Origin of the sequence: Enterobacter wuhouensis, assembly GCF_004331265.1 — a bacterium.
In the GTDB taxonomy this organism is placed as follows: Bacteria; Pseudomonadota; Gammaproteobacteria; order Enterobacterales; family Enterobacteriaceae; genus Enterobacter; species Enterobacter wuhouensis.
Map to the genome: position 1 here is coordinate 239,505 of NZ_SJOO01000003.1, position 22,329 is coordinate 261,833.

Consider the following 22,329-nt stretch of genomic DNA (forward strand, 5'->3'; position numbering starts at 1 on the left):
AACACTGAACGGGGTACCGACTGTGCCAAACGTAATGCAGGAAACAGAACATGGATATTAACAACAAGGCCCGTATTCACTGGGCATGCCGGCGCGGCATGCGCGAACTTGATATCTCCATCATGCCCTTCTTTGAACACGAGTATGACAGCCTCAGCGATGACGATAAGCGTCTGTTCGTACGCCTGCTTGAGTCTGACGATCCTGATTTGTTCAACTGGCTGATGAACCACGGCAAACCCGCCGACACCGAGTTGCAGCGGATGGTGCAATTAATTCAAACACGGAATCGGGAACGTGGTCCTGTGGCAATCTGATCTTCGCGTCTCGTGGCGCTCGCAGTGGATGTCTTTATTGCTCCACGGGCTGGTTGCGGCACTGGTGCTACTGATGCCGTGGCCGCTCAGCTACACCCCGCTGTGGCTGCTGCTGCTCTCATTTGTGGTGTTTGACAGCGTGCGCAGTCAACGCCGCATCAATGCGCGCCAGGGGGAAATCAAACTGATGATGGATTCCCGGCTGCGCTGGCAGGGAAAAGAGTGGGACATAATCGGTATGCCCTGGATGCTGAACTCCGGCATGATGCTGCGGCTACGCAACGTCGGTGGCGGGCGACGTCAGCACCTGTGGCTGGCGGCTGATAGTATGGATATTGACGAGTGGCGCGATCTGCGCCGGACGCTTCTGCAGCAGCCGACGCAGGAATAAGCGCAGGTTAGCTAAACTTTTCAGCCATTTCGCCGAGGATCTGCTCGCACCAGTTTTGCAGGCGCTCGTCGCTAAGATCGTACTGGTTGGTCTCATCGAGCGCGAGGCCGACAAACAGCTGGCCGTCAGCAATAATCGGCTTCTTACTGGTAAACTCGTACCCTTCGGTTGGCCAGTAGCCGATGAAAGTGACGTTTTTGGGGGCCAGCTTGTCATGCAGCATACCCAGCGCATCGAGGAACCACTCGCCGTAGCCAAGCTGATCGCCCATGCCGTACATCGCAATGATTTTGCCGTCGAGGTTGAGCGTATCAAGCTGATCCCAGAGGGCTTCCCAGTCTTCCTGTATCTCACCAAAGTCCCAGGTTGGGATGCCGAGGATTAGCACGTCGTACTGCTCCATCAGCGTGACAGCGTCATCTTTCAGGTTATGCAACGTCACCAGTTCCGGGCCAATGATGTCACGAATTTTTTCCGCCGCCATTTCGGTGTAGCAGGTGCTGGAACCATAGAAAAGACCAATATTCATCGCGTAACTATCTCAATTCTTGCTATGACATTGCGCGTAGTGTACCAGAAACCGGCGGCATTCAGGCATAATGCCCGGATTGCAGAATCAAAGGGGCTGATGTGGAAAAGGATCTCGCACTCATCGAACAGTTTCTCGATACGCTATGGCTTGAGAAGAATCTGGCCGAGAATACGCTCAGTGCTTACCGGCGCGATCTTACCCTGCTGGTGGAGTGGCTGGCGCGCAGGCAGCTTTCGCTGGAGAGTGCGCAAAGCGATGACCTGCAAGGGTTGCTGGCTGAACGTATGGAAGGGGGCTACAAAGCAACGAGCTCTGCGCGCCTGCTAAGCGCGATGCGACGTCTGTTTCAGCACCTTTACCGTGAGAAAATACGAGCAGACGATCCCAGCGCGCTTCTGGCGTCGCCGAAATTACCCCAGCGGCTGCCGAAAGATCTCAGCGAAGCGCAAGTTGAGAGATTATTACAGTCGCCCGCGGTTGACCTGCCGCTGGAGTTACGCGATAAAGCCATGCTTGAGCTATTGTATGCTACCGGCTTGCGCGTTTCTGAACTGGTCGGCCTGACGATGAGCGATATCAGCCTGCGTCAGGGCGTGGTTCGCGTGATTGGTAAAGGAAACAAAGAACGGCTGGTACCGCTGGGGGAAGAGGCGGTTTACTGGCTGGAAACGTATCTGGAACATGGCCGACCGTGGCTGCTGAATGGCGTTTCTATCGATGTTTTGTTCCCCAGCCAGCGCGCCCAGCAAATGACGCGGCAAACCTTCTGGCATCGGATTAAGCATTACGCCACGCTGGCGGGTATTGATAGCGAAAAATTATCGCCGCACGTTTTGCGTCACGCCTTCGCGACGCATCTGTTAAACCACGGCGCGGATTTACGCGTGGTGCAGATGCTGCTGGGACACAGCGATCTTTCAACGACGCAAATTTATACCCATGTCGCGACGGAACGCCTGCGACAGCTACACCAACAGCACCACCCACGCGCGTGAGTGCCGACGAATTGTAACAGGATCACATATGAAAAAGTCTTTCGCGCTGTTCACCCTGCTGGCAGCCTCTTTTACCGGTTTTGCTCATGCTGACGATGCAGCCATCAAACAGTCCCTGACCAAGCTCGGCGTCTCGAGCAGCGACATTCAGCCTGCGCCGGTAGCCGGTATGAAAACCGTGTTGACCAACAGCGGCGTGCTGTACGTCACCGAAGACGGCAAACACATTATTCAGGGGCCAATGTACGACGTGAGCGGCGCGCAGCCGGTCAACGTGACCAATCAGCTGCTGATGAAAAACCTGAACGCGCTCGAAAAAGAGATGATCGTCTATAAAGCGGCGCAGGAAAAACACGTCATTACCGTCTTCACAGACATCACCTGCGGCTACTGCCACAAGCTGCATGAAGAGATGAAAGACTACAACGCGCTGGGCATTACCGTGCGTTACCTGGCCTTCCCGCGTGCGGGCGTGCAGAGCCAGCCAGAGCAGGACATGAAGGCTATCTGGTGTGCGAAAGACCGCAACAAAGCCTTCGATGATGCGATGAACGGTAAGGGCGTTAAGCCCGCGTCCTGTGATATCGATATCGCGAACCACTATGCGCTGGGCGTGCAGTTTGGCGTTAACGGCACGCCAGCCATTGTGCTGAGCAACGGCTACGTGGTGCCGGGCTATCAGGGGCCAAAAGAGATGAAAGAGTTCCTCGACGCGCACCAGAAACAGACCGGTGGTAAATAATTCGCGTGAAAGCTCCGATAAAACTGCGCCGCCGCGAAGCGGCCGACACGGCTGATTTACCTGACGATCTTTCGCCGCTGTTAAAGCGGCTCTATGCCAGTCGCGGCGTGCGAACGGCGGGCGATCTCGAACGCAGCGTCAAAGGCATGCTGCCCTGGCAGCAGCTGAGCGGTGTCGAAACGGCCACTGAAATACTCTATAACGCCCTGCGTGAAGGCACGCGGATTGTGGTAGTGGGGGATTTCGATGCCGACGGCGCAACGAGCACTGCGCTGAGCGTGCTCAGCCTTCGCGCGCTGGGCTGTGATAACGTCACCTACCTGGTGCCGAACCGTTTCGAAGACGGCTACGGGCTGAGTCCGGAAGTGGTCGATCAGGCGCGCGCGCGCGGCGCGCAGCTGATCCTGACCGTGGATAACGGGATCTCTTCCCATGCGGGCGTCGATCATGCTCATGCCTTGGGGATCCCGGTGCTGGTTACCGATCACCACCTGCCCGGCGAAACCCTGCCTGCCGCCGAAGCGATTGTTAACCCAAACCTGCGGGACTGCGATTTCCCGTCGAAATCCCTGGCCGGTGTCGGCGTGGCGTTTTATCTGATGCTGGCCCTGCGTACGCTGCTGCGGGATAAGGGCTGGTTTGAGTCGCGCGGTATTGCAGCGCCAAACCTCGCGGAATATCTCGATCTTGTCGCGCTGGGCACCGTCGCGGACGTCGTTCCGCTGGATACCAATAACCGCATTTTGACCTGGCAGGGCTTAAGCCGCATTCGGGCGGGCAAGTGTCGTCCGGGAATTAAGGCGCTGCTGGAGATTTCCAACCGCGACCCGCTTAAGCTGGCAGCAAGCGATCTGGGCTTTGCCCTCGGGCCGCGCCTGAACGCCGCCGGAAGGCTGGACGATATGTCCGTGGGCGTGGCGCTGCTGCTGTGCGACAACATCGGCGAAGCGCGCGTGCTGGCAAATGAACTGGATGCGCTCAACCAGACCCGCAAAGAGATTGAGCAGGGGATGCAGGCCGAAGCGCTGACCCTGTGCGAAAAGCTGGAGCGCAGCGGCGATACGCTGCCGGGCGGCCTGGCGATGTACCATCCCGAGTGGCACCAGGGCGTGGTGGGTATTCTGGCGTCGCGCATTAAGGAACGTTTCCACCGACCGGTGATTGCCTTTGCGCCGGCTGGCGACGGCACGCTGAAAGGCTCCGGTCGTTCGATTCAGGGGCTGCACATGCGCGATGCGCTGGAGCGTCTGGACACGCTGCATCCGAGGTTGATGATCAAGTTCGGCGGCCACGCGATGGCGGCTGGACTGTCGCTGGAAGAGGCGAAGTTCAACGAGTTCCAGCGGCTGTTTGGCGAGCTGGTGACCGACTGGATTGACCCGGCGCTGCTGCAGGGTGAGGTCGTCTCCGATGGTGAACTCTCGCCGTCCGAAATAACCATGGAAGTCGCGCAGATGCTGCGCGATGCCGGGCCGTGGGGGCAAATGTTCCCGGAGCCGCTGTTCGATGGCCGTTTCCGTCTGCTGCAACAGCGTATTGTTGGCGAACGCCACCTTAAGGTGATGGTCGAGCCGGTTGGCGGCGGCCCACTGCTCGACGGCATCGCGTTTAACGTCGACACCTCCGTGTGGCCTGACAACGGCGTGCGCGAAGTTGAACTCGCTTACAAACTCGATATAAACGAGTTTCGCGGTAATCGCTCCCTTCAGATCATCATCGACAATATCTGGCCAATTTAGCGTCAGTAAAGCTACAAAAAAGGGCGTGGATTCGGTACAATCCCGCTCTTATCACCGCATTTTGACAAGCTCATAAAAGAAAACAGACCATGTTTGAAATTAATCCGGTAAAAAACCGCATTCAGGACCTCACGGAGCGCTCTGACGTTCTTAGGGGGTATCTTTGACTACGATGCCAAGAAAGAGCGTCTGGAAGAAGTAAACGCCGAGCTGGAACAGCCGGACGTCTGGAACGAACCTGAACGCGCACAGGCGCTGGGTAAGGAACGTTCCTCCCTCGAAGCCATTGTAGATACCCTCGACCAGATGTCACAGGGGCTGGAAGATGTCTCGGGTCTGTTAGAGCTGGCTGTTGAAGCCGACGACGAAGAAACCTTTAACGAAGCCGTGGCTGAACTCGACGTTCTGGAAGAGAAGCTGGCGCAGCTTGAATTCCGTCGTATGTTCTCCGGTGAATATGACAGCGCCGACTGCTATCTCGATATTCAGGCCGGTTCTGGCGGTACGGAAGCGCAGGACTGGGCGAGCATGCTGGCGCGTATGTACCTGCGTTGGGCGGAAGCGCGCGGTTTCAAAACCGAAATCATCGAAGAATCTGAAGGTGAAGTCGCGGGTCTGAAATCCATCACCATTAAGATTATTGGCGATTACGCCTACGGCTGGCTGCGTACTGAAACCGGCGTTCATCGCCTGGTGCGTAAGAGCCCGTTCGACTCCGGCGGCCGTCGCCATACCTCTTTCAGCTCCGCGTTTGTTTACCCGGAAGTGAAAGACGATATCGATATCGAAATCAACCCGGCCGATCTGCGAATCGACGTTTACCGCGCATCCGGTGCGGGTGGTCAGCACGTTAACCGTACGGAATCTGCGGTGCGTATCACCCACATTCCAACCAACACGGTAACGCAGTGCCAGAACGACCGTTCCCAGCATAAGAACAAAGACCAGGCCATGAAGCAGATGAAAGCGAAGCTTTATGAGCTGGAAATGCAGAAGAAAAATGCTGAGAAACAGGCGATGGAAGACAACAAGTCCGATATCGGCTGGGGCAGCCAGATCCGTTCTTACGTCCTTGATGACTCCCGCATCAAAGACCTGCGTACCGGGGTTGAAACCCGTAACACGCAGGCGGTGCTGGACGGCAGCCTGGACCAATTTATCGAAGCAAGTTTGAAAGCAGGGTTATGAGGAACCAACATGTCTGAACAACAAGCACAGGGCGCTGACGCGGTAGTCGATCTTAATAACGAACTGAAAACCCGCCGCGAGAAGCTGGCAGCGCTGCGCGAGCAGGGCGTGCCGTTCCCGAACGATTTTCGTCGTGACCACACCTCAGACCAACTGCACGCAGAATTCGACGGTAAAGAGAACGAAGAGCTTGAAGCGCTGAACGTTGAAGTGTCCGTGGCTGGCCGTATGATGACCCGTCGTATCATGGGTAAAGCGTCCTTCGTAACGCTGCAGGACGTTGGCGGCCGTATTCAGCTGTACGTCTCCCGTGACGACCTGCCGGAAGGCATCTATAACGAGCAGTTCAAGAAGTGGGATCTGGGCGATATCCTGGGCGCGAAGGGTAAGCTGTTCAAAACCAAAACCGGTGAATTGTCTATCCACTGCACCGAGCTGCGTCTGCTGACCAAAGCCCTGCGCCCGCTGCCGGACAAATTCCACGGCCTGCAGGATCAGGAAGCGCGCTATCGCCAGCGCTATCTGGACCTCATCTCTAACGATGAATCCCGCAAGACCTTCAAAATTCGCTCTCAGATCATGGCCGGTATTCGCCAGTTCATGGTCAACCGCGACTTTATGGAAGTGGAAACGCCAATGATGCAGGTGATCCCGGGCGGCGCGTCTGCGCGTCCGTTCATCACCCATCACAATGCCCTGGACCTGGACATGTACCTGCGTATCGCGCCGGAACTGTACCTGAAGCGTCTGGTGGTCGGTGGCTTCGACCGCGTGTTCGAAATCAACCGTAACTTCCGCAACGAAGGCATCTCCGTGCGTCATAACCCAGAGTTCACCATGATGGAACTCTACATGGCGTATGCGGATTACAAAGATCTGATCGAGCTGACCGAATCCCTGTTCCGTACTCTGGCGCAGGACATTCTGGGCACCACTGAAGTGCCTTACGGTGAAGAAGTCTTCGACTTCGGCAAGCCGTTCGTTAAGCTGACCATGCGCGAAGCGATCAAGAAATACCGTCCGGAAACCGAGATGGCCGATCTGGATAACTTCGACTCTGCCAAAGCCATCGCGGAAAGCATCGGTATCAAGGTTGAGAAGAGCTGGGGTCTGGGCCGCATCGTGACCGAGATCTTTGAAGAAGTGGCTGAAGCGCACCTGATTCAGCCGACCTTCATCACCGAGTACCCGGCAGAAGTCTCTCCGCTGGCGCGCCGCAACGACGTGAACCCGGAAATCACTGACCGCTTCGAGTTCTTCATCGGTGGCCGTGAAATCGGCAACGGCTTTAGCGAGCTGAACGATGCAGAAGATCAGGCGCAGCGCTTCCAGGATCAGGTTGATGCGAAAGCGGCAGGCGATGACGAAGCGATGTTCTTCGATGAAGACTACGTGACCGCGCTGGAACACGGCCTGCCGCCAACGGCAGGTCTGGGCATTGGTATCGACCGTATGGTTATGCTGTTCACCAACAGCCACACCATCCGTGACGTGATCCTCTTCCCGGCGATGCGTCCAGTGAAGTAAGCCGTCATGACGTAAAAAAAGCCCCGAAAGGGGCTTTTTTATTGCGCCGCGAAAGACTTGAGCTTTTCGCGCGCGGTTGTGGCTTCCATCACCATCCACGGGCTAAATGCCCAGGGCGTGGCGTCCAGCGCGCGGAACAGCGCTTCCAGCTGCACCCACCGGTGCTCCATCACTTCTTCTTGATTTATCGTGATTTCGCCGGTGATGCGAGCGGCAAATACCGGGCAGATTTCATTCTCGACAATCCCGGAAGGGTCGATTTCACGGTAGCGAAACTCTGGCGCAACGGCGGTGATATCGGTCAGTTCGGCGCCCACTTCGAAGCGGCAGCGGCGGATGATCGCCTGTTCAATCGCTTCCCCGGACTGCGGATGCCCGCAAACGGAGTTTGTCCAGACGCCTGGCCAGGCTTTTTTGCTGAGGGCGCGCCGGGTGATCAGACATTCGCCTTTAGCATTAAACAGCCAGGAGGAGAAAGCCAGGTGTAGTGGGGTATCGGAGGTGTGCGCGGCGTATTTTTCCTGAGTGCCAATGACCATTCCCTGGTCATTTACCAAAATAACGTGTTCTTGAATACTCATTGATGCTCCAGTGCCTGAATGCCGTATGGTTCAGCACCATCAGCCGGATAATTATACTGCATTCTTATACGAACGGTTTGGCTTGCAGAGCGGAAAAGGGCTGACCCACATCAGTTTGGGCTGCTATCATAGTGCGCCATTCACGCTGACCGAGGATCTGTTTTGTTTGCAGGAAGCCTGACGAGAAACCCCATCGCTGCCGTTTTTTGCCTGATGCTGACGCTTTTCCTGGCGGGATGCTCGGGAAGCAAATCTTCGGATATGGGCAGCTATTCCGGCGCGGTGTATACCGTTAAGCGCGGGGATACCCTGTATCGCATTTCACGCGCTACGGGAACCAGCGTAAAGGATCTCGCGCGTCTGAATAACATCTCTCCCCCCTATACCATTGAGGTGGGACAGAAACTGAAGGTTAACGGCAGTTCCTCTTCGGCCAAAAAATCCTCTTCGAAGGGCAAAACCGCCAAAGTCACGCCGTCTTATCAGGTGCCTAAGTCCTCCTGGCCACCTGTCGGGCAGCGCTGCTGGATCTGGCCTGCCAGTGGTAAAGTGGTCGCGCCGTACTCCCTCTCTGAGGGGGGCAATAAAGGCATTGATATCTCAGCCGCGCGCGGAACGCCGGTCTATGCTTCTGGTGCCGGCAAGGTGGTCTACGTGGGTAATCAGCTTCGCGGCTACGGCAACCTCATCATGATAAAGCACGGTGAAGACTACATTACGGCCTACGCCCACAACGACACGATGATGGTCAATAACGGGCAGAACGTGAAGGCGGGGCAGAAGATTGCGACCATGGGCAGCACCGGCACGGACTCGGTGAAGCTGCATTTCCAGATCCGTTATAAAGCGACGGCCATCGATCCGCAGCGCTATCTCCCGGCGCAGGGCAGCAAACCGAAGTGCTAAGTGATTATTTAATCGCCACTTAGTGGTAAAGAGGCTTGTATGGAGATGCGTAAGGTCTATAATGCCTTACGCACCTCAAAGCGGGCGTAGTTCAATGGTAGAACGAGAGCTTCCCAAGCTCTATACGAGGGTTCGATTCCCTTCGCCCGCTCCAGTTTCAAGTCTACTACACTCATTTTTCCCAGAATAAATCAGCAGTCTCAGCATTCCACAACGAGATAACTATGTTACTGATCTTTGGCGGTCTGCCCGGCACCGGGAAATCAACCATTGCTCGCCTGCTTGCCGCAAGGCTGGATGCAGTCTGGTTACGCATTGATTCGATTGAGCAGGCGCTGATTCGCGCCAAAACCGTCACTACGCAGGATATGGGGCCCGCCGGCTATCTGGTGGCATACTCCCTAGCCGAGGATAACCTCAGGCTGGGTAACCTGGTGATTGCTGATTCGGTCAATCCCATTGCCATTACCCGCCAGGCCTGGAGAGAGGTCGCGACCGTGAATGCCGTGCCTTTTCTGGAGATAGAATTTACCTGCTCCGACCAAACCCAGCATCGATATCGCGTTGAAAACCGCACTGCGGATATTAGCGGCCATATTTTGCCGGACTGGCAAAAGGTGATTACCCGTGAATACGAACCCTGGCGTTCTGCTAGCCTGACTCTGGACACTTCCATGCTGACCGCCGAAGAGGCGGTAGAGCGGATCCTGCAGCATATGAAGTCGCGCGGTTTCTGCACGCCGGTAAGTTCATAGAGTAAGCCGGGTAACGGATGGAGTGAACATTACGTTGCAAAACGTGGTTGGTTTTTCAGATTATCTTTCTCAACCATTTCCACCCTTTATAATTTACCCTGCCAGGACGTTTTGCATCACAAAACACAAAATTCCGCCAGGGTCCCGTATCTGATGAGCGATTAAAAGTGTACTCTTTTGAGTATGGCATCTGAGCATACCGCTCAAATGACTTGTGATGCCTCTCGTTATATATGGATAACCGCTATGCCAAAAGAGAACAAAAATCCAAAGCTGCGCAACTACGATCCCCGTTTTATCTACTCTCTTGTTGTTAAGCGTTATTTCTCTGAAATGAAGACGAAAATAGAAATCGCCGAGGAGCTCGGTCTGTCTCGCTTCAAAGTTGCACGCCTGATTGATGAAGCCATTGCGCAAGAGTATGTAAAATTTACCTTCCCTAAACAGCAGGCTCTGGACGAGGAAATAGCGCAAAATCTCTGCAAAAAATACGGATTGCAGGATGCCGTTGTGCTCTCCGTTTCCGAGTCCTGGTCTTCCCAGGAACAGCTAAACGTCAAGCTGGGAGGGATAACGGCGACCTACCTGAGTGAGATCCTCAAAGAGGGTATGAAATTTGGTCTCGCCTGGGGGCGGGTTCTTTCAAGTACTGTGAGTCAACTGACGACATTACCCGTGCTGGATGTGGTTCAGCTTTCTGGCGTTCATCCAGGCATTGAATTTAGTCAGGGGCCGATTGATTTAATTCACAAAGTCGCTGCCATTTCCCACGGAAGAGCGCACCCGATGTATGTACCCATGTGGGTGGATGACGAAAGTTTAGCCCAGAAACTCGCAGAGGATCAGGCTGTTCAGGATACGCAAAAGTTTTACTCAAATATGGATGTCGTTATTACGGGCATTGGGGCCTGGAAAACCGGCTCTTCCAGTTTATGCGATATATTCCCTGAAGCGTGGCGTGAGACTTTACTTAGTCAGGACATTACTGCTGATGTATGCGTAACACTGGTAAATAGCAAAGGGGAAATACTGGATAGCCCGCTGAACCGCCTGGGGTTCGGCATTACGACAGAACAATTGCGGGCCACAAAGAAACTGATTGGGGTTGCTGGGGGGGACGAAAAATATGAAGGTATAGTTGCCTCTCTCAAATCAGGTCTTCTGAATGTGCTGATTACTGATTTTGATACGGCTATAAAACTTCTGGATTAATGGTCACATTGAATTCATTTTGCGCCGCATTGTGTTTCATATATGCACTGCTTACTTTCTGATTTGAAAAAGGCAGATAAGTGATATCTGCCTTTTGTTTATCAGGATGCTACAAGCATCTCTTCAACATATTTCCCGACTTCGTGCGTTTTAAGGTTACGGCACGACTCGATGAACGAAATATCCTGGAAGAGCGTAAAGAGGCGGCGCAGCACAGACATATGCTGATCGCTGGTGGCGAAGGCGAGATTAAACATAATGCCGCATTCCACTGTGAGGTCAGCATCTTCCATCTGACCAAACACGACTCCTTTATCAAAACGCACAATGCTTATGCTATTGGTTTTTACCAGCGTATAGTCTGCATGCGGGATGGCAATGCCCTGACCGTTCGCCATTAATAAACCAGTTGGATAAGTCTTCTCACGCTCCAGGCAGGCCTGAATATACTCGGGAGTGATATAGCCTTTTTCCAACAGCTTCTGGCCTGCAAACTCAATTGCTGCATGCCAGTCAGCGATCGTACCCTCGACGTCATTTACCAGAATCTCAAGTTTCATCATTTCTCCTGGCTAAGCATTTCTTCTTTAACAGCATCAAAAATCTCATCTTCGCCCAGACCCGTTAACAGGCCCGCCCCCACAATCACACGAGTAGTGATGCCTGGGTTATCCAGCTTGGTTGAAGAAACAATCAGGTCATAGCTGTTAAACGTGTCCGTGGTGCAGGCCATTAAAGAGGATTTATCTACCTGCGCTTCGATGTTCTGTTCTTTCAGGTAATCCTGCAGGACAGAAACCATAATGGAAGAGGAGGCAATACCGTTTCCGCATACAACTAAAATTTTTTTCATTTTTAATTACCTTCTGAAGTTTTAAGCCGTTTTTTCTGCCTCAGTTTTCAACTGGCGGCGCGCTTTCTGTTTGAGTAAATAGCCTACGGACAACAGCAACACAGCGGCGAGAGCATAGCCTGCGATGCCAACGTGGCTGAGTCCAGCAAAGAGACCGGTGAAAGGGTTAGCTGACGGGTTAAGCGATGAGTACATCACGCTGGCATCGGGATTGGTGCCGAACTTCTGGAACACTTCATTTGTTGCCGGAGCCATCCAGGAAGCGATGTATAAGCCGCCGCCAAACAGGATGATGGAGGTCACCCAGGTACGAATTATGTTGCCATTAAAAACAGGTACCATACACGCAATAAAGAATACGAACTGCGAGAGGTCCCCCAGAGGCATCACTCGGTTGCCGGGAAGGACAACGGCGAGGATAACAATGACCGGAATCAGTAGCAGTGCAGGTGCGATAACTGAAGGATGACCAACAATCAGCGCGGTATCCATCCCGACAGTGATCTCACGATCCGGGAAACGTTTAACCAGTTTCTTACGTGCCACGTTGGACAGTGGTACCAGACCTTCCATCATGATTGAGGTCATGCGCGGCAGCAGGAGCATCACGGCGGCAAGGTACATACCCAGCTGCAGGCTGGCGATAATGGTGTGATACGGAGATTCCCAACCATAACCACAGAAGCCAAGAAGAATGCCAATAATGAAACCAACCATGGTCGGATCGCCAAGGATACCAAAGCGTTTCTGAATGCTTTCCGCCGTGACGTTCAGGTTACGGAATCCAGGAATACGATCGTAAATCCAGTTAAACGGATAAGCGAACAGCAAATAGGTATTTGCAACCGGGTGAGAGATGGCAACGCCTTTTGGCAGGTTGAAGAATTTCTCGTTGTTTTTGGCACCGAGGTCAGCCGCGATAAGCGCCCAGACATGGAACAAGGCAGCCGTAAGAACGCCGTAAAGGAAGCTGCCGGAGTAAGCGCCAACAATGGCACCCATCGAGGCATTCTGATGAAGGTTAAACACGTCAACGTTTACGCAGTCCGTCAGACGGGCCACCAGCATGGCAATATTCACCGCGACGCACAGAGGGATAATAATCGCCCCCATGCTTGAGCCAAAACCCATGACGGCGGTGGCTGCGCCGCCAACGTCAATGGCGCTCAGTGAGGAACCGGTGGCCTCAGCAAGCCCCGTCACCGCCGGCTGCATTTTTTCAAGCATCAGCTTGATGGTCATGGTTAATGCAATAAAACCAATGCCGACTTTAATGGCTGATGAAATACACTCCGACAGGGGGCGCCCCAGAAGTTTCATCAGTATAAGGAAGATGACCGGTATAAAAATAAAGTTACCCAGGTCATTGATAAACTGTGTGATCAGTTCCATTTATTAGCCCTCAGATTTCTCATCATCTGGTCTGAAACCCATATTCCATCGAACATCTTCAGGTTTCGTCAGCAATGCGTTGTCACTGCGTTCTGCTTCCAGTAGATTCTTTTTGGAATTTTCCCTTGCAGTGGCAAAGTCGAACGCGTTGTCATACCAGGCATCAACGATCATTTTTGTGTATTCAAGATCATTCACTCTGCAGCCAAGCCCAATCACCTGCGCATTGTTACTGAGTCTTGCTCGCCTGGCCGAGTACGGGTTGGTGACGGCAACAGCACGAATCCCCCAGTGCTTATTTATCTGGCAAGTAAAGCCAATTCCGGTTCCGCAAATGTAGATACCAAGGCGGCATTCGTCCCGCTGAATAACACCTGCCATTTCATCCGCAAGACGAGCGAAGTTGTTGAAACCGTCTTCTTTTCGTTTAACGGGATCGTACACGACCTCGGCATTTTTCTCTTCTTCGAGGTATTTTTTAATCTCCTCCTTACGATCAAATCCCACATCATCACATGCGATTGCAATTTTCGTTTTCATCTCATCTAACCTGTCATAAAGAACTTAAGCCAAGTATGCGGTTGGTAAATATTGGTTGTCAACTGAGATATAAATCACAAAATTTATAACATATTGATTTAATTGAATTTAAAAATCAACAAAAACAAACAAAGGCTAATTTTAACCAATGCTTCAGTGTTGCTCAGGAAAATGGGATTTACAGATTGTAGCGTTGAAAATTGATGGGTTTTAATTAATTTATTGTTTTTTATTAAAGCCTTACTGTCGTTCTCAGAAACGACGGTTCCCAGACCCAGTGCTATTTTTCCTCCCCTTGTGTTTGTTTTAGTTTGCATCTTCTGTGCTATGATTCGCTTCATTGCATTGAGCTGAAAGGTTATAGGGGGAAGGATGTACCTGGTTGAAGAAAGGAGAAAATTGATCCTGGAAGAGATTATTTCGGCGGGTACCGTGTACGTGAGCGACTTGGCCAAAAAGTATGAAGTCACTTATGAAACCATCCGCAAAGATCTCACTTATCTTGAAAAAAAAGGGCTGCTGGTTAAAAGCCATGGAGGGGCAACCTTAAAGCAGGGGGCTGTCGAGCATCCTTTCCAGGTCAGGGAAAAAGAAAACAGTACCTTCAAACAAGCTATAGCCAGGAAAGCGCTGGACTTTATTCCCCCCAATAGCTCAATGATCATTGGTACAGGGAGCTCTAACTATGAACTGGCCAATCTGTTGTGCATGAAATCTGGCTTTAAAATTTTTACCGATTCTCTCCCGGTGGCCAGCATGCTGATCGAGTCAGATAACCAGGTCTTTCTGTTCGGCGGAGAACTGAGGAAGAAAAGCTCTTCTGTCTTTGGCGGGTGGGCTGTGTCAATGATTAATGATATTAACGTCGATCTCTGCTTTATCGGTACCGACGGCTTCAACAATATGACGGGCCCGTCCACTCCATCCTCTTCGGATGCCTTTCTTGATCGAACGATCATTGCCCATTCCGAGAAGAAATATATCTTAGGCGATTACACTAAGTTCCAGCGAAGCAGCTTGTTTAAGATCTGCGACTGGTCTGAGATTACCGCGCTGATCACTAATGATATTGCTGATAAAGACGGTATTGCCGAGGTTGCGAAGCATACGACAGTAATAACCTGCTGATTTTTAATCCAATAACTCCATTAACGGTACATAGCATGTGCCGTTGTCCCGCAGAAACAACATCAACCTGACGCTCTGCTCATAAGAGCATTTTGCGTATCGCTATCTTAAAAGTCTCTCCAGCATAAAGTGAGTTAATGAAATCCGATAAATATCATTAGCTTACATGTTTTCCCCGGATTATCTCTCGCCAATTAATGCTCACATGAGCGCATCTTATTATGCGCTTATGTGATTTATTGTGATCAAGATATAACTTTTGCAAGCTCCCTATTTTAGCAAATCACCGATGTGCTATAACTGCTCATGTGATTAGTTAAGTGCTCACATGAGCATTTGATAAGGTGAGGAGAAAAAAGTGGGTACAATTTCTATCAGTGTCGCGGATGGGGCGGCATACAAAACGTATGATGAAGTGCTGGAGCACATTCACAAGAAACATCAGGCCGAGGGGATCGTCAAAGAGACTTACCTCCAGGCACTGCGTGAACGTGAAGCTGATTACCCAACCGGGATTTTACTTGATGGCTATGCTGTCGCCATTCCACATTGCGATAGCCAGCACGCCGTCAGCCCGGCGATATATATCATCCGTTTGCCAGAAGAAATTGAAGTTAATCAGGCAGATGGCGATGAAAAATTATGGGTTCGCCTGGTTGTCAACCTGGTTGTTACTCAACCTGCAGATCAACTGCAATTGTTGAAGGCGCTGTTTAACCATCTTCAGCTAACTGATTTTTACCACCAGATGCTGGAGCTTCCTGCTGAAGAAGCACAGGCATTGTTTATTAACACGATAATTAAATAACAATTACCCGGAGATTTTACCATGATTACTATCCTCGTAGCCTGCGGAAGCGGTGTAGCAACCTCCACACTAGCCGCTGATGAAGTTAAATCGGTTTGTGCTGAATACGGCATTGCCAACGTTAAGATTAATAAATGCAGTATGTCCGAACTGGCCTCTGAAATGCAAAGCGCTGATGTTGTCCTGACAACGAATAATTATAAAGGCGATATTGGTAAGCCGCACATGAGTGTCGCAGGTTTTATTACCGGTATTAACGAAGCCGCGTTGCGTCAAAAATTAGGCGAACTGTTAAGCGAAATTTCCAAAGGCTAAAGTCTGAAAAAGACGGGGGATGGTTAAATGGAAATGTTAAAAAGCATCATGTTTACTATTACAAGCATGGGCGCTACAGCAATATTGCCGCTTGTTATTTTCCTTTTAGGTCTGGTTTTTCGAATGAAAATTGGTGCTGCCATTAAATCTGGCATCACTGTCGGTATCGGTTTCATTGGTCTGGGACTGGTTGTTGGGTTGCTAAACACAGCCCTGCAGCCAGCAATTGCATATTACTCAAAAATTGGCAGCGGATTCACCGTGGCTGATATTGGATGGCCTGCCGTTGGCGCAGCTGCGTGGGTTGCCCCGTTTGCCGCAATGGTTATTCCTATTGGCATTATCCTGAACCTGATCCTGGTTCGTCTGAAGCTTACCAAAACTCTCAATGTGGACATCTGGAACTACATGCATTTCCTTGTTCCGGGGGCGCTTGCGTATTTCGTCTTTGACAGCTTTTTCCTTGGGCTGGGTGTCGCCGTGGCTCTTAGCGTAGCCGCGCTGTTTATTGGCGATCTTATTGCGCCAAGATGGCAGAAATACTACGGCCTGGAGGGAACGACCTGTACCACGATGATCCACATCGGATGGACACTTCCATTTGCATGGGTTGTTAACAAAATTATCGATTTCATTCCAGGTTTAAACAAGCTGGATGTGGATTTAGAGAGCGTTCAGAAGCGACTGGGTGTATTCGGTGAACCCGCAATCATCGGCGTGATTGTCGGTTGTCTCCTGGGATTGTTAACCAAACAACCTATTACAACCATCGTGCCAATGGCGATGGGCGTGGCTGGCGTCATGGTGCTGTTGCCAAAAGTGGTTGGGGTCCTTATGGAAGGGCTTAACCCGATAGGTAAGAGCGCTAAAGAAATCATGCAAAAGCAGATGGGTAAAGATGCGGAACTGAATATCGGGATGGACTGCGCCCTGGCGCTTGGCGACCCAGCGACGGTTACCGTCACCGTTATTACCATCCCTCTGACAATGCTTTGTGCGCTGGTTTTACCGGGTATTCAGATATTCCCAATCGGCGTGCTGATGTCAATTATCTACATGACGACCATGACGGTCATGGTCAGTAACGGCAACGTTATTCGCTCGATTATCTCAACCTTACTGTTCTGCGTGGTGGTTATGTATCTGGGGGGATATGTCGCGCCCGGTGCAACTCAGTTCCTGAGCGGTGCTGGCGTCGGCCTGAATGGTCTGGGTACGGACTTCGTATTAACCGGCCCTTGGGAGATTCTCACCTACTGGTTGAGCACGGTTACCCATTAATTTACGGAGTTGACTAAAATGGCACAAATTTTACCATCAATATTTGGTGCAAACATATTACGTTTGCAGGAAGAACTTCAGTTTCTGGAAACGGAAAATACCGAAATTCTGCATGTTGATTTAATGGATGGCACTTACGTAAGTAATATTGCTTTCGGTCCTAATCAAATTGCGGTAATGAAAAAAGCCAGCTCAATGATATTTGATGTACATATGATGCTGGTTAATCCGGAAAGACATGTTGATGATGTTATTAAAACCGGCGCGGAAATGATTTCTGTTCATTATGAATCAACGCCACACGTGCATTATATTATTCAGAAGATCAAAAAAGCGGGGCGCAAAGCTGGCGTAGTACTCAATCCGGGGACGCCGGAACACGTAATTGAATACCTTCTCGATGATATTGATTACATTTTAATTATGACCATTAACCCTGGTCAGCCAGGCCAGACATTTATTGAAAAAAGTCTGGAGAAGATCATAAATACTAAAAAGATGGTTGCCGGACGCAATATTCAGATTGAAGTTGATGGCGGCGTTAATGCTGAAATTGCTAAAAAGGTAAAAGAGGCGGGGGCTGATTTAATTGTTGTTGGCGGTGCATTATTTAATGATGCACCCCGAGAAAGCTATCAGGCATTAAGGGTAGCGATCCAATAGCAGTTTGGTACCAAATAAACCCAGTAACCCTGCACGCTATTATTAGCATTAATTAAATCACCAATTGCCTGAAAGGGGAGTTGTCCTCCCCTTTTTCCTGAGATTTTGAGGAGTATAGTGAAATGAGTAATTTTGAAGGTAAAGTCGCGCTAGTAACCGGTGGGGCACATGGAATCGGTAAAGGTATTGCTCAGCAATTCGCTGACCGTGGGGCTCATACTGTCATTGTCGATTACAATGAAGGAAATGGTAAAAAGACGGCCGAAGAGTTAACTTTCGGTAATGTTAAATCCTTATTCGTTAAAACCGATGTATCCGATCCGAAGGCTCTGGAAAACGTTCGCGAGCAGGTTTTTCAAACCTTCGGACGTATTGATATTTTGGTATTAAACGCGGGCGTGGCGTTTGCTAATAAGGTTAATAACATTACTTTTGAAGAGTGGAATAAAACAATTGCAATTAACCTTACAGGCCTGTTTAACACCGTTAAGGCGTTCTACGACGACTTCACCACTAACCGTGGATCTATCGTTTATATCTCATCTGGCTCCGCGCTTTCCGGCACTGGTGGCGGTGTAAGTTACCCGGCCAGTAAAGCAGGCGGTGAGGGATTGATTCGCGGCCTGGCAAAAGAACTGGGGCCTAAGGGTGTCAATGTTAACGCTATCGCTCCACGCCTGATTGATACCGGTGAAATGATGCGCGTCAATTATCCTACCCAAGCCGATCTTGATGCTGTTCTGGAAAAAATTCCGGTGCGCCGCCTTGGCACCATTGACGATGTGGCTAACCTGGCAATCTTTTTGGCTGATAAAGATAACTCGTACATCCAGGGGCAAACCATTCTGATGGATGGTGGCCGTACCATCGCTTAAAGGGAGGGAATCACATGAGTGTTCAACAAAATACCTTAAATATCCTGAGCGAGCTGCAGCAAAATGCGATGAAAATTGATGATGCCCAGGCAGCCCAATTTGTCGCACAGATTAAAAATGCCAGGCATATCTTTCTGCAGGGCGCGGGTCGTAGCGGCATCGCCATCCGCGGCTTTGCAAACCGTCTTCTCCACCTCGGTTTTTCAGTAAGCGTTGTAGGCGAAATTTCTTCTCCTCATACGAAACCGGGCGACCTGGTCATTATTGGCTCCGGCAGCGGTGAGACCGGCAGTCTTGTGAGCCTGGCGCAGAAGGCCGTAGCCTGCGGCGTGGATGTGGCGCTTGTTACGATGAAAGCCGAGTCCACAATCGGCAAACTGGCCAAAAGCACGCTTGTGTTGCCTGGCACCGTAAAAGAAGACAACGATCGTGAAGACGGTGCTTTTTCCCAACCCATGGGATCGGCTTTTGAGCAGCTCTGCTTTATCGCTTATGACGCAATCGTGCTTGAGCTGATGGCCCAGCTCGGCGAAACCAGCGACACGATGTTTAAGAGACACGCTGACCTTGAGTAATCGCCAGGAAGCGTCCATTTAACGGGACGTCTTAAGTTTTGATAGGCCCGGTAAGCGCAGCGCTGCCGGGCAAGGGTTGTCTAATTAGTCGATAAACGTCGGGTGAAGGCATTGCCTTACCCGACCAATAACCCGTCGTTTTTTTAATTTTTCGGGAACACCCAAACATGCTTCTCAGGCAGCGAAAGATGGCAGTGCTGCGGATCCCGAACCTCATGCCCATACGCACGAATGACAAAATCATCCCCCACTGTGCGGAATAGGTACTCCCACCGGTCGCCGAGATACATGCTGGTGAGCAGCGGCAGCTTAAGCTGATTCTCCCCAGGCCCCTCGACCACCGCCACGCGCTCGACGCGGATCACCGCCGTGGCTTCTTCACCGCTCTGTACCCCTTCACCGGCCTGGCCCCACAGCACCCAGCCTTTTCCTTCGATACGCGCTTTGCCGTCGCGCACTTCGGTGACCTTGCCGTGCAGGCGGTTGTTGCTGCCCATAAACTCGGCGGTAAACAGCGTTTTCGGCGAGCCGTACATCTCCTGCGGCGTGCCCTGTTGCTCAATTTTGCCGTTGTTGAGCAGCAGGATGCGGTCGGAAATGGACATCGCTTCGTTCTGGTCGTGCGTCACCATCAGCGCGGATAACCCGAGCTTGATAATCAGCTCGCGCAGGAACACGCGGGCCTCTTCGCGCAGCTTGGCGTCGAGGTTAGAGAGCGGTTCGTCCAGCAAAATCACCGGCGGGTTGTATACCAGCGCACGGCCAATCGCCACGCGCTGCTGCTGCCCACCGGAGAGCTGGTGCGGGTGACGTTTACCAAGATGGCCCAGACCCAGCTGGTCCAGCACGCCCTGCACGCGCTGCTGGATCTCTTTGGCCGGAACTTTGCGCAGCTTGAGAGGATAGGCCACGTTCTCAAACACGGTCTTGTGCGGCCACAGGGCGTAGGACTGAAACACCAGCCCCAGGTTACGCTCTTCCGCCGGGATCTCGCTGCGCGGCGTGCCGTCGTAAACTTTATTGTTGCCAATGACAATCGACCCCTGCGTCGGTTTTTCCAGACCCGCGACGGCGCGCAGCAGGGTGGTTTTACCGCTGCCGGAGGGGCCTAACAGGGAGACCACTTCGCCGCGCTTCAGGTTCATGGAGACACCTTTTAAAACAGGATTGTCGCCGTAGGTTAAGTGCAGATCGTCAACCGCTAATTCAATCATGTATTTTCACTCCGAAACGAAGGGCAATGCCCAGACCTACCACGACCAGCAGGATGTTAATGAAAGAGAGCGCCGCCACGATATCGATGGCACCCGCGGCCCAGAGGGAAACCAGCATCGAGCCGATGGTCTCCGTGCCGGGTGAAAGCAGGTACACACCCGTTGAGTATTCGCGCTCAAAGATCAGGAACATCAGCAGCCACGAACCGATAAGACCGTAGCGGGAGAGCGGGATGGTGACGTGGCGGGTGATCTGCCCGCGCGTCGCCCCGGTGCTGCGCGCCGCTTCTTCAAGCTCCGGCCCCACCTGCAGCAGCGTGGAAGAGATAAGCCTCAGCCCGTAAGCCATCCACACCACGGTATAGGCCAGCCAGACGCTGAAAATGGTGCTGCGCAGCGAACGCAGCCAGACGATGACGTTTTCGCGCATCCAGTCGGTCCAGGCGAACCCGGAAAGCCAGCCGGATTTCAGGGAGTTATCCAGCCACATCGGCAGGAACAGGAACACCCACAGGAACGCCAGACCCGCCAGCAGGCCAGGCACGGCGCGCGGCACCAGCACGCTGTAGTCCAGGAAACGCGTGGTGTTATCCGGCTTGCGGTGCATGGCAATGCCGACAAACAGGTAGCACACCACGGCCAGCGCGCCGCCAATCACGCCAATCGCCATGGAGTTAACGATGGCGCGCAGCAGGTTGGGCTGCGCCCAGATGGTGCGGAAGGTGTTCAGAGAAAGCTCGTCCCACAGCGAAACGCCCACGCCCCAGTTGGAGATAAACGCGCGCAATACCACGCCGAGCAGCGGAACGCCGATGGTGACGGTGAGCCAGAAGGCAATCACTCCGCCAGCCACCCAGCGCCATTTACCCAGCGGCAGCGCGCGGGCCTGCGAGGCCTTGCCCTTCATGGTGACGAAGCGGTTGGCGGTACGCATCAGGCGACGCTGGAGCATCACCAGCGGGATGGTGATGCAGATCAGTACCACGGCAACCGCCGCCATCAGGTTATAGGATGGGGTGCCCATCTTGTTCGTTAGCTTATAGAGATAGGTCGCCAGCACCATGTTGCCTTCCGGGTCGCCGAGGACCAGCATCAGGCCAAACACTTCGAGCCCCAGGAAGAACAGCAGCACGGTGGCGTACAGAATGGACGGACGCACCATCGGCAGGCTGACGGAGGTCATCACCTGCCAGGGCGACGCCCCCGCGGTGCGCGCGGCTTCTTCCACATCGGAGCCCACGCTGCGCAGCGCTGACGAGATATACAGATAGGCATGCGGGACGTGCGTCAGGCCGGCAATGACCACAATGCTCGACATGTCGTAGATATTCCACGGCACAAAGCCAATCAGCGCCTGAGCCCACTGGGAGAGAAAGCCCACCGGACCGGCGGCCACCACGTAGCCGAAGCCCAGCACCATTGGTGAAACGAAAATCGGGACCAGGATCAGCGGCTCAATCAACCGGCGACCGGGCAGGTCGGTACGCACCATCAGAAACGCCAGCACGCCGCCCAGCGGAATGGAGATAAAGACCAGCCCGAAAGCAAGAATAAAGCCGCTTTTCAGGGCCTTATAAAAATCAGGGTCGGTGAAAATAAATTCAAATGATTCAAAGCTCCACTCTTTTGACGGCGAAAAGAACGGGGCGGACAGGAAGCTCTGTATCACGATAAACGACAGCGGCGTGTAGATAACCAGGGCGGTTATCAGCACGACGATGCCTCGCGGCAGGCTTTGCCACTTTCTGCGTAATGTATTCATGGGGTATCCCTGGTGTTGCAGCCCAGAAAAACGAACTC

General features: G+C 52.4%; 25 protein-coding genes and 1 tRNA gene. 18 read left to right on the top strand and 8 right to left on the bottom strand.

The features are described from left to right. Nucleotides 1–50 precede the first annotated feature (50 nt). The gene (gene sdhE, locus E0L20_RS08720; protein ID WP_042716098.1) at nt 51–317 is read left to right on the top strand and encodes an FAD assembly factor SdhE; all 267 of its coding nucleotides are present in this window, start codon (nt 51–53) and stop codon (nt 315–317) included. Beyond that, nucleotides 298–708 carry a protein YgfX gene (locus E0L20_RS08725; protein ID WP_131633613.1) on the top strand — a complete coding sequence of 137 codons (411 nt, stop codon included), beginning with the start codon at nt 298–300 and terminating at the stop codon, nt 706–708. Before sdhE ends, E0L20_RS08725 begins: the two co-directional genes overlap by 20 nt. Nucleotides 709–715: 7 nt before the next feature. On the opposite strand, the gene fldB is transcribed toward E0L20_RS08725, so the two are convergent. Then, complete coding sequence (gene fldB / locus E0L20_RS08730; RefSeq protein WP_131633614.1) at nt 716–1,237, bottom strand: flavodoxin FldB; 522 nt, start codon at nt 1,235–1,237, stop codon at nt 716–718. 101 nt (nt 1,238–1,338) lie between these two features. Here fldB and xerD point away from each other — a divergent pair, with 101 nt between their 5' ends. From xerD to lysS, 5 genes are all read left to right on the top strand, one after another. Continuing rightward, the gene (xerD, locus tag E0L20_RS08735) at nt 1,339–2,235 is read left to right on the top strand and encodes a site-specific tyrosine recombinase XerD (protein WP_131633615.1); all 897 of its coding nucleotides are present in this window, start codon (nt 1,339–1,341) and stop codon (nt 2,233–2,235) included. A gap of 28 nt (nt 2,236–2,263) precedes the next feature. Further along, a complete protein-coding gene (dsbC, locus tag E0L20_RS08740) occupies nt 2,264–2,977 on the top strand; it encodes a bifunctional protein-disulfide isomerase/oxidoreductase DsbC (protein ID WP_131633616.1) in 714 nt (237 codons plus the stop codon). A 5-nt stretch (nt 2,978–2,982) separates the two neighbouring features. Beyond that, on the top strand, nt 2,983–4,716 hold the full coding sequence (gene recJ, locus E0L20_RS08745; protein WP_131633617.1) for a single-stranded-DNA-specific exonuclease RecJ: 1,734 nt from the start codon (nt 2,983–2,985) through the stop codon (nt 4,714–4,716). 89 nt (nt 4,717–4,805) lie between these two features. Next, a protein-coding gene (gene prfB / locus E0L20_RS08750; protein WP_108416304.1) for a peptide chain release factor 2 occupies nt 4,806–5,904 on the top strand; the annotation gives its coding sequence in 2 pieces (ribosomal slippage) (nt 4,806–4,880 and nt 4,882–5,904; 1,098 coding nt in all). Nucleotides 5,905–5,913: 9 nt separating this feature from the next. Then, entirely contained in the window at nt 5,914–7,431 is a 1,518-nt protein-coding gene (gene lysS, locus E0L20_RS08755) for a lysine--tRNA ligase (RefSeq protein ID WP_131633618.1), read from the top strand. 38 nt (nt 7,432–7,469) lie between these two features. On the opposite strand, the gene idi is transcribed toward lysS, so the two are convergent. Next, nucleotides 7,470–8,012, bottom strand: coding sequence for an isopentenyl-diphosphate Delta-isomerase (idi, locus tag E0L20_RS08760; RefSeq protein WP_131633619.1), 543 nt, complete (start codon nt 8,010–8,012; stop codon nt 7,470–7,472). Nucleotides 8,013–8,174: 162 nt separating this feature from the next. Between idi and actS the strand changes: the two genes are divergently transcribed. The 4 genes from actS to E0L20_RS08780 all read left to right on the top strand — a co-directional run bounded on the left by actS (nt 8,175) and on the right by E0L20_RS08780 (nt 10,885). Further along, nucleotides 8,175–8,918: an amidase activator ActS gene (actS, locus tag E0L20_RS08765; RefSeq protein WP_131633620.1), complete on the top strand. Its 744-nt coding sequence runs from the start codon at nt 8,175–8,177 to the stop codon at nt 8,916–8,918. Between the two features lie 80 nt (nt 8,919–8,998). Then, a tRNA-Gly gene (locus tag E0L20_RS08770) sits at nt 8,999–9,072 on the top strand. Between the two features lie 70 nt (nt 9,073–9,142). Further along, nucleotides 9,143–9,673, top strand: coding sequence for a P-loop nucleotide/nucleoside kinase family protein (locus tag E0L20_RS08775; RefSeq protein ID WP_131633621.1), 531 nt, complete (start codon nt 9,143–9,145; stop codon nt 9,671–9,673). A 246-nt stretch (nt 9,674–9,919) separates the two neighbouring features. After that, nucleotides 9,920–10,885, top strand: a complete 966-nt coding sequence (locus tag E0L20_RS08780) for a sugar-binding transcriptional regulator (protein WP_131633622.1) — start codon at nt 9,920–9,922, stop codon at nt 10,883–10,885. A 101-nt stretch (nt 10,886–10,986) separates the two neighbouring features. Here the strand turns inward: E0L20_RS08780 and E0L20_RS08785 are convergent, their stop codons facing one another. Genes E0L20_RS08785 through E0L20_RS08800 form a run of 4 tightly spaced genes read right to left on the bottom strand, consistent with a single transcriptional unit; the run spans nt 10,987 to nt 13,670 of the window. Continuing rightward, nucleotides 10,987–11,445 (bottom strand): PTS sugar transporter subunit IIA, encoded by a 459-nt coding sequence (locus tag E0L20_RS08785; protein WP_004105511.1) that lies wholly within the window; start codon nt 11,443–11,445, stop codon nt 10,987–10,989. Then, on the bottom strand, nt 11,445–11,738 hold the full coding sequence (locus E0L20_RS08790; protein WP_131633623.1) for a PTS sugar transporter subunit IIB: 294 nt from the start codon (nt 11,736–11,738) through the stop codon (nt 11,445–11,447). Before E0L20_RS08790 ends, E0L20_RS08785 begins: the two co-directional genes overlap by 1 nt. A 21-nt stretch (nt 11,739–11,759) precedes the next feature. Then, the gene (locus tag E0L20_RS08795; RefSeq protein ID WP_004105509.1) at nt 11,760–13,130 is read right to left on the bottom strand and encodes a PTS galactitol transporter subunit IIC; all 1,371 of its coding nucleotides are present in this window, start codon (nt 13,128–13,130) and stop codon (nt 11,760–11,762) included. Between the two features lie 3 nt (nt 13,131–13,133). Further along, entirely contained in the window at nt 13,134–13,670 is a 537-nt protein-coding gene (locus E0L20_RS08800) for an RpiB/LacA/LacB family sugar-phosphate isomerase (RefSeq protein WP_097402162.1), read from the bottom strand. A gap of 372 nt (nt 13,671–14,042) precedes the next feature. On the opposite strand from E0L20_RS08800, the gene E0L20_RS08805 reads away from it, so the two are divergent. The 7 genes from E0L20_RS08805 (at nt 14,043) to hxlB (ending at nt 19,315) form a co-directional block, all read left to right on the top strand. Then, a complete protein-coding gene (locus E0L20_RS08805; RefSeq protein WP_131633624.1) occupies nt 14,043–14,798 on the top strand; it encodes a DeoR/GlpR family DNA-binding transcription regulator in 756 nt (251 codons plus the stop codon). Between the two features lie 358 nt (nt 14,799–15,156). Next, entirely contained in the window at nt 15,157–15,606 is a 450-nt protein-coding gene (gene gatA, locus E0L20_RS08810) for a PTS galactitol transporter subunit IIA (protein ID WP_131633625.1), read from the top strand. 21 nt (nt 15,607–15,627) lie between these two features. After that, nucleotides 15,628–15,921: a PTS sugar transporter subunit IIB gene (locus E0L20_RS08815; protein WP_131633626.1), complete on the top strand. Its 294-nt coding sequence runs from the start codon at nt 15,628–15,630 to the stop codon at nt 15,919–15,921. A gap of 27 nt (nt 15,922–15,948) precedes the next feature. Then, the gene (locus E0L20_RS08820; RefSeq protein ID WP_131633627.1) at nt 15,949–17,202 is read left to right on the top strand and encodes a PTS transporter subunit IIC; all 1,254 of its coding nucleotides are present in this window, start codon (nt 15,949–15,951) and stop codon (nt 17,200–17,202) included. Nucleotides 17,203–17,220: 18 nt separating this feature from the next. Next, on the top strand, nt 17,221–17,865 hold the full coding sequence (gene rpe, locus E0L20_RS08825) for a ribulose-phosphate 3-epimerase (protein WP_131633628.1): 645 nt from the start codon (nt 17,221–17,223) through the stop codon (nt 17,863–17,865). Nucleotides 17,866–17,987: 122 nt separating this feature from the next. Continuing rightward, nucleotides 17,988–18,740 carry an SDR family NAD(P)-dependent oxidoreductase gene (locus E0L20_RS08830; protein ID WP_131633629.1) on the top strand — a complete coding sequence of 251 codons (753 nt, stop codon included), beginning with the start codon at nt 17,988–17,990 and terminating at the stop codon, nt 18,738–18,740. Nucleotides 18,741–18,754: 14 nt separating this feature from the next. Continuing rightward, on the top strand, nt 18,755–19,315 hold the full coding sequence (hxlB, locus tag E0L20_RS08835; RefSeq protein ID WP_131633630.1) for a 6-phospho-3-hexuloisomerase: 561 nt from the start codon (nt 18,755–18,757) through the stop codon (nt 19,313–19,315). Between the two features lie 143 nt (nt 19,316–19,458). Here hxlB and E0L20_RS08840 read toward each other — a convergent pair whose 3' ends face one another. Together E0L20_RS08840 and E0L20_RS08845 are read right to left on the bottom strand one after the other, a co-directional pair. Next, nucleotides 19,459–20,529, bottom strand: a complete 1,071-nt coding sequence (locus E0L20_RS08840; protein WP_131633631.1) for an ABC transporter ATP-binding protein — start codon at nt 20,527–20,529, stop codon at nt 19,459–19,461. After that, nucleotides 20,522–22,291 carry an ABC transporter permease gene (locus tag E0L20_RS08845; protein WP_023309073.1) on the bottom strand — a complete coding sequence of 590 codons (1,770 nt, stop codon included), beginning with the start codon at nt 22,289–22,291 and terminating at the stop codon, nt 20,522–20,524. The genes E0L20_RS08840 and E0L20_RS08845 overlap by 8 nt, the downstream gene beginning before the upstream one ends. Between the last annotated feature and the right edge of the window lie 38 nt (nt 22,292–22,329).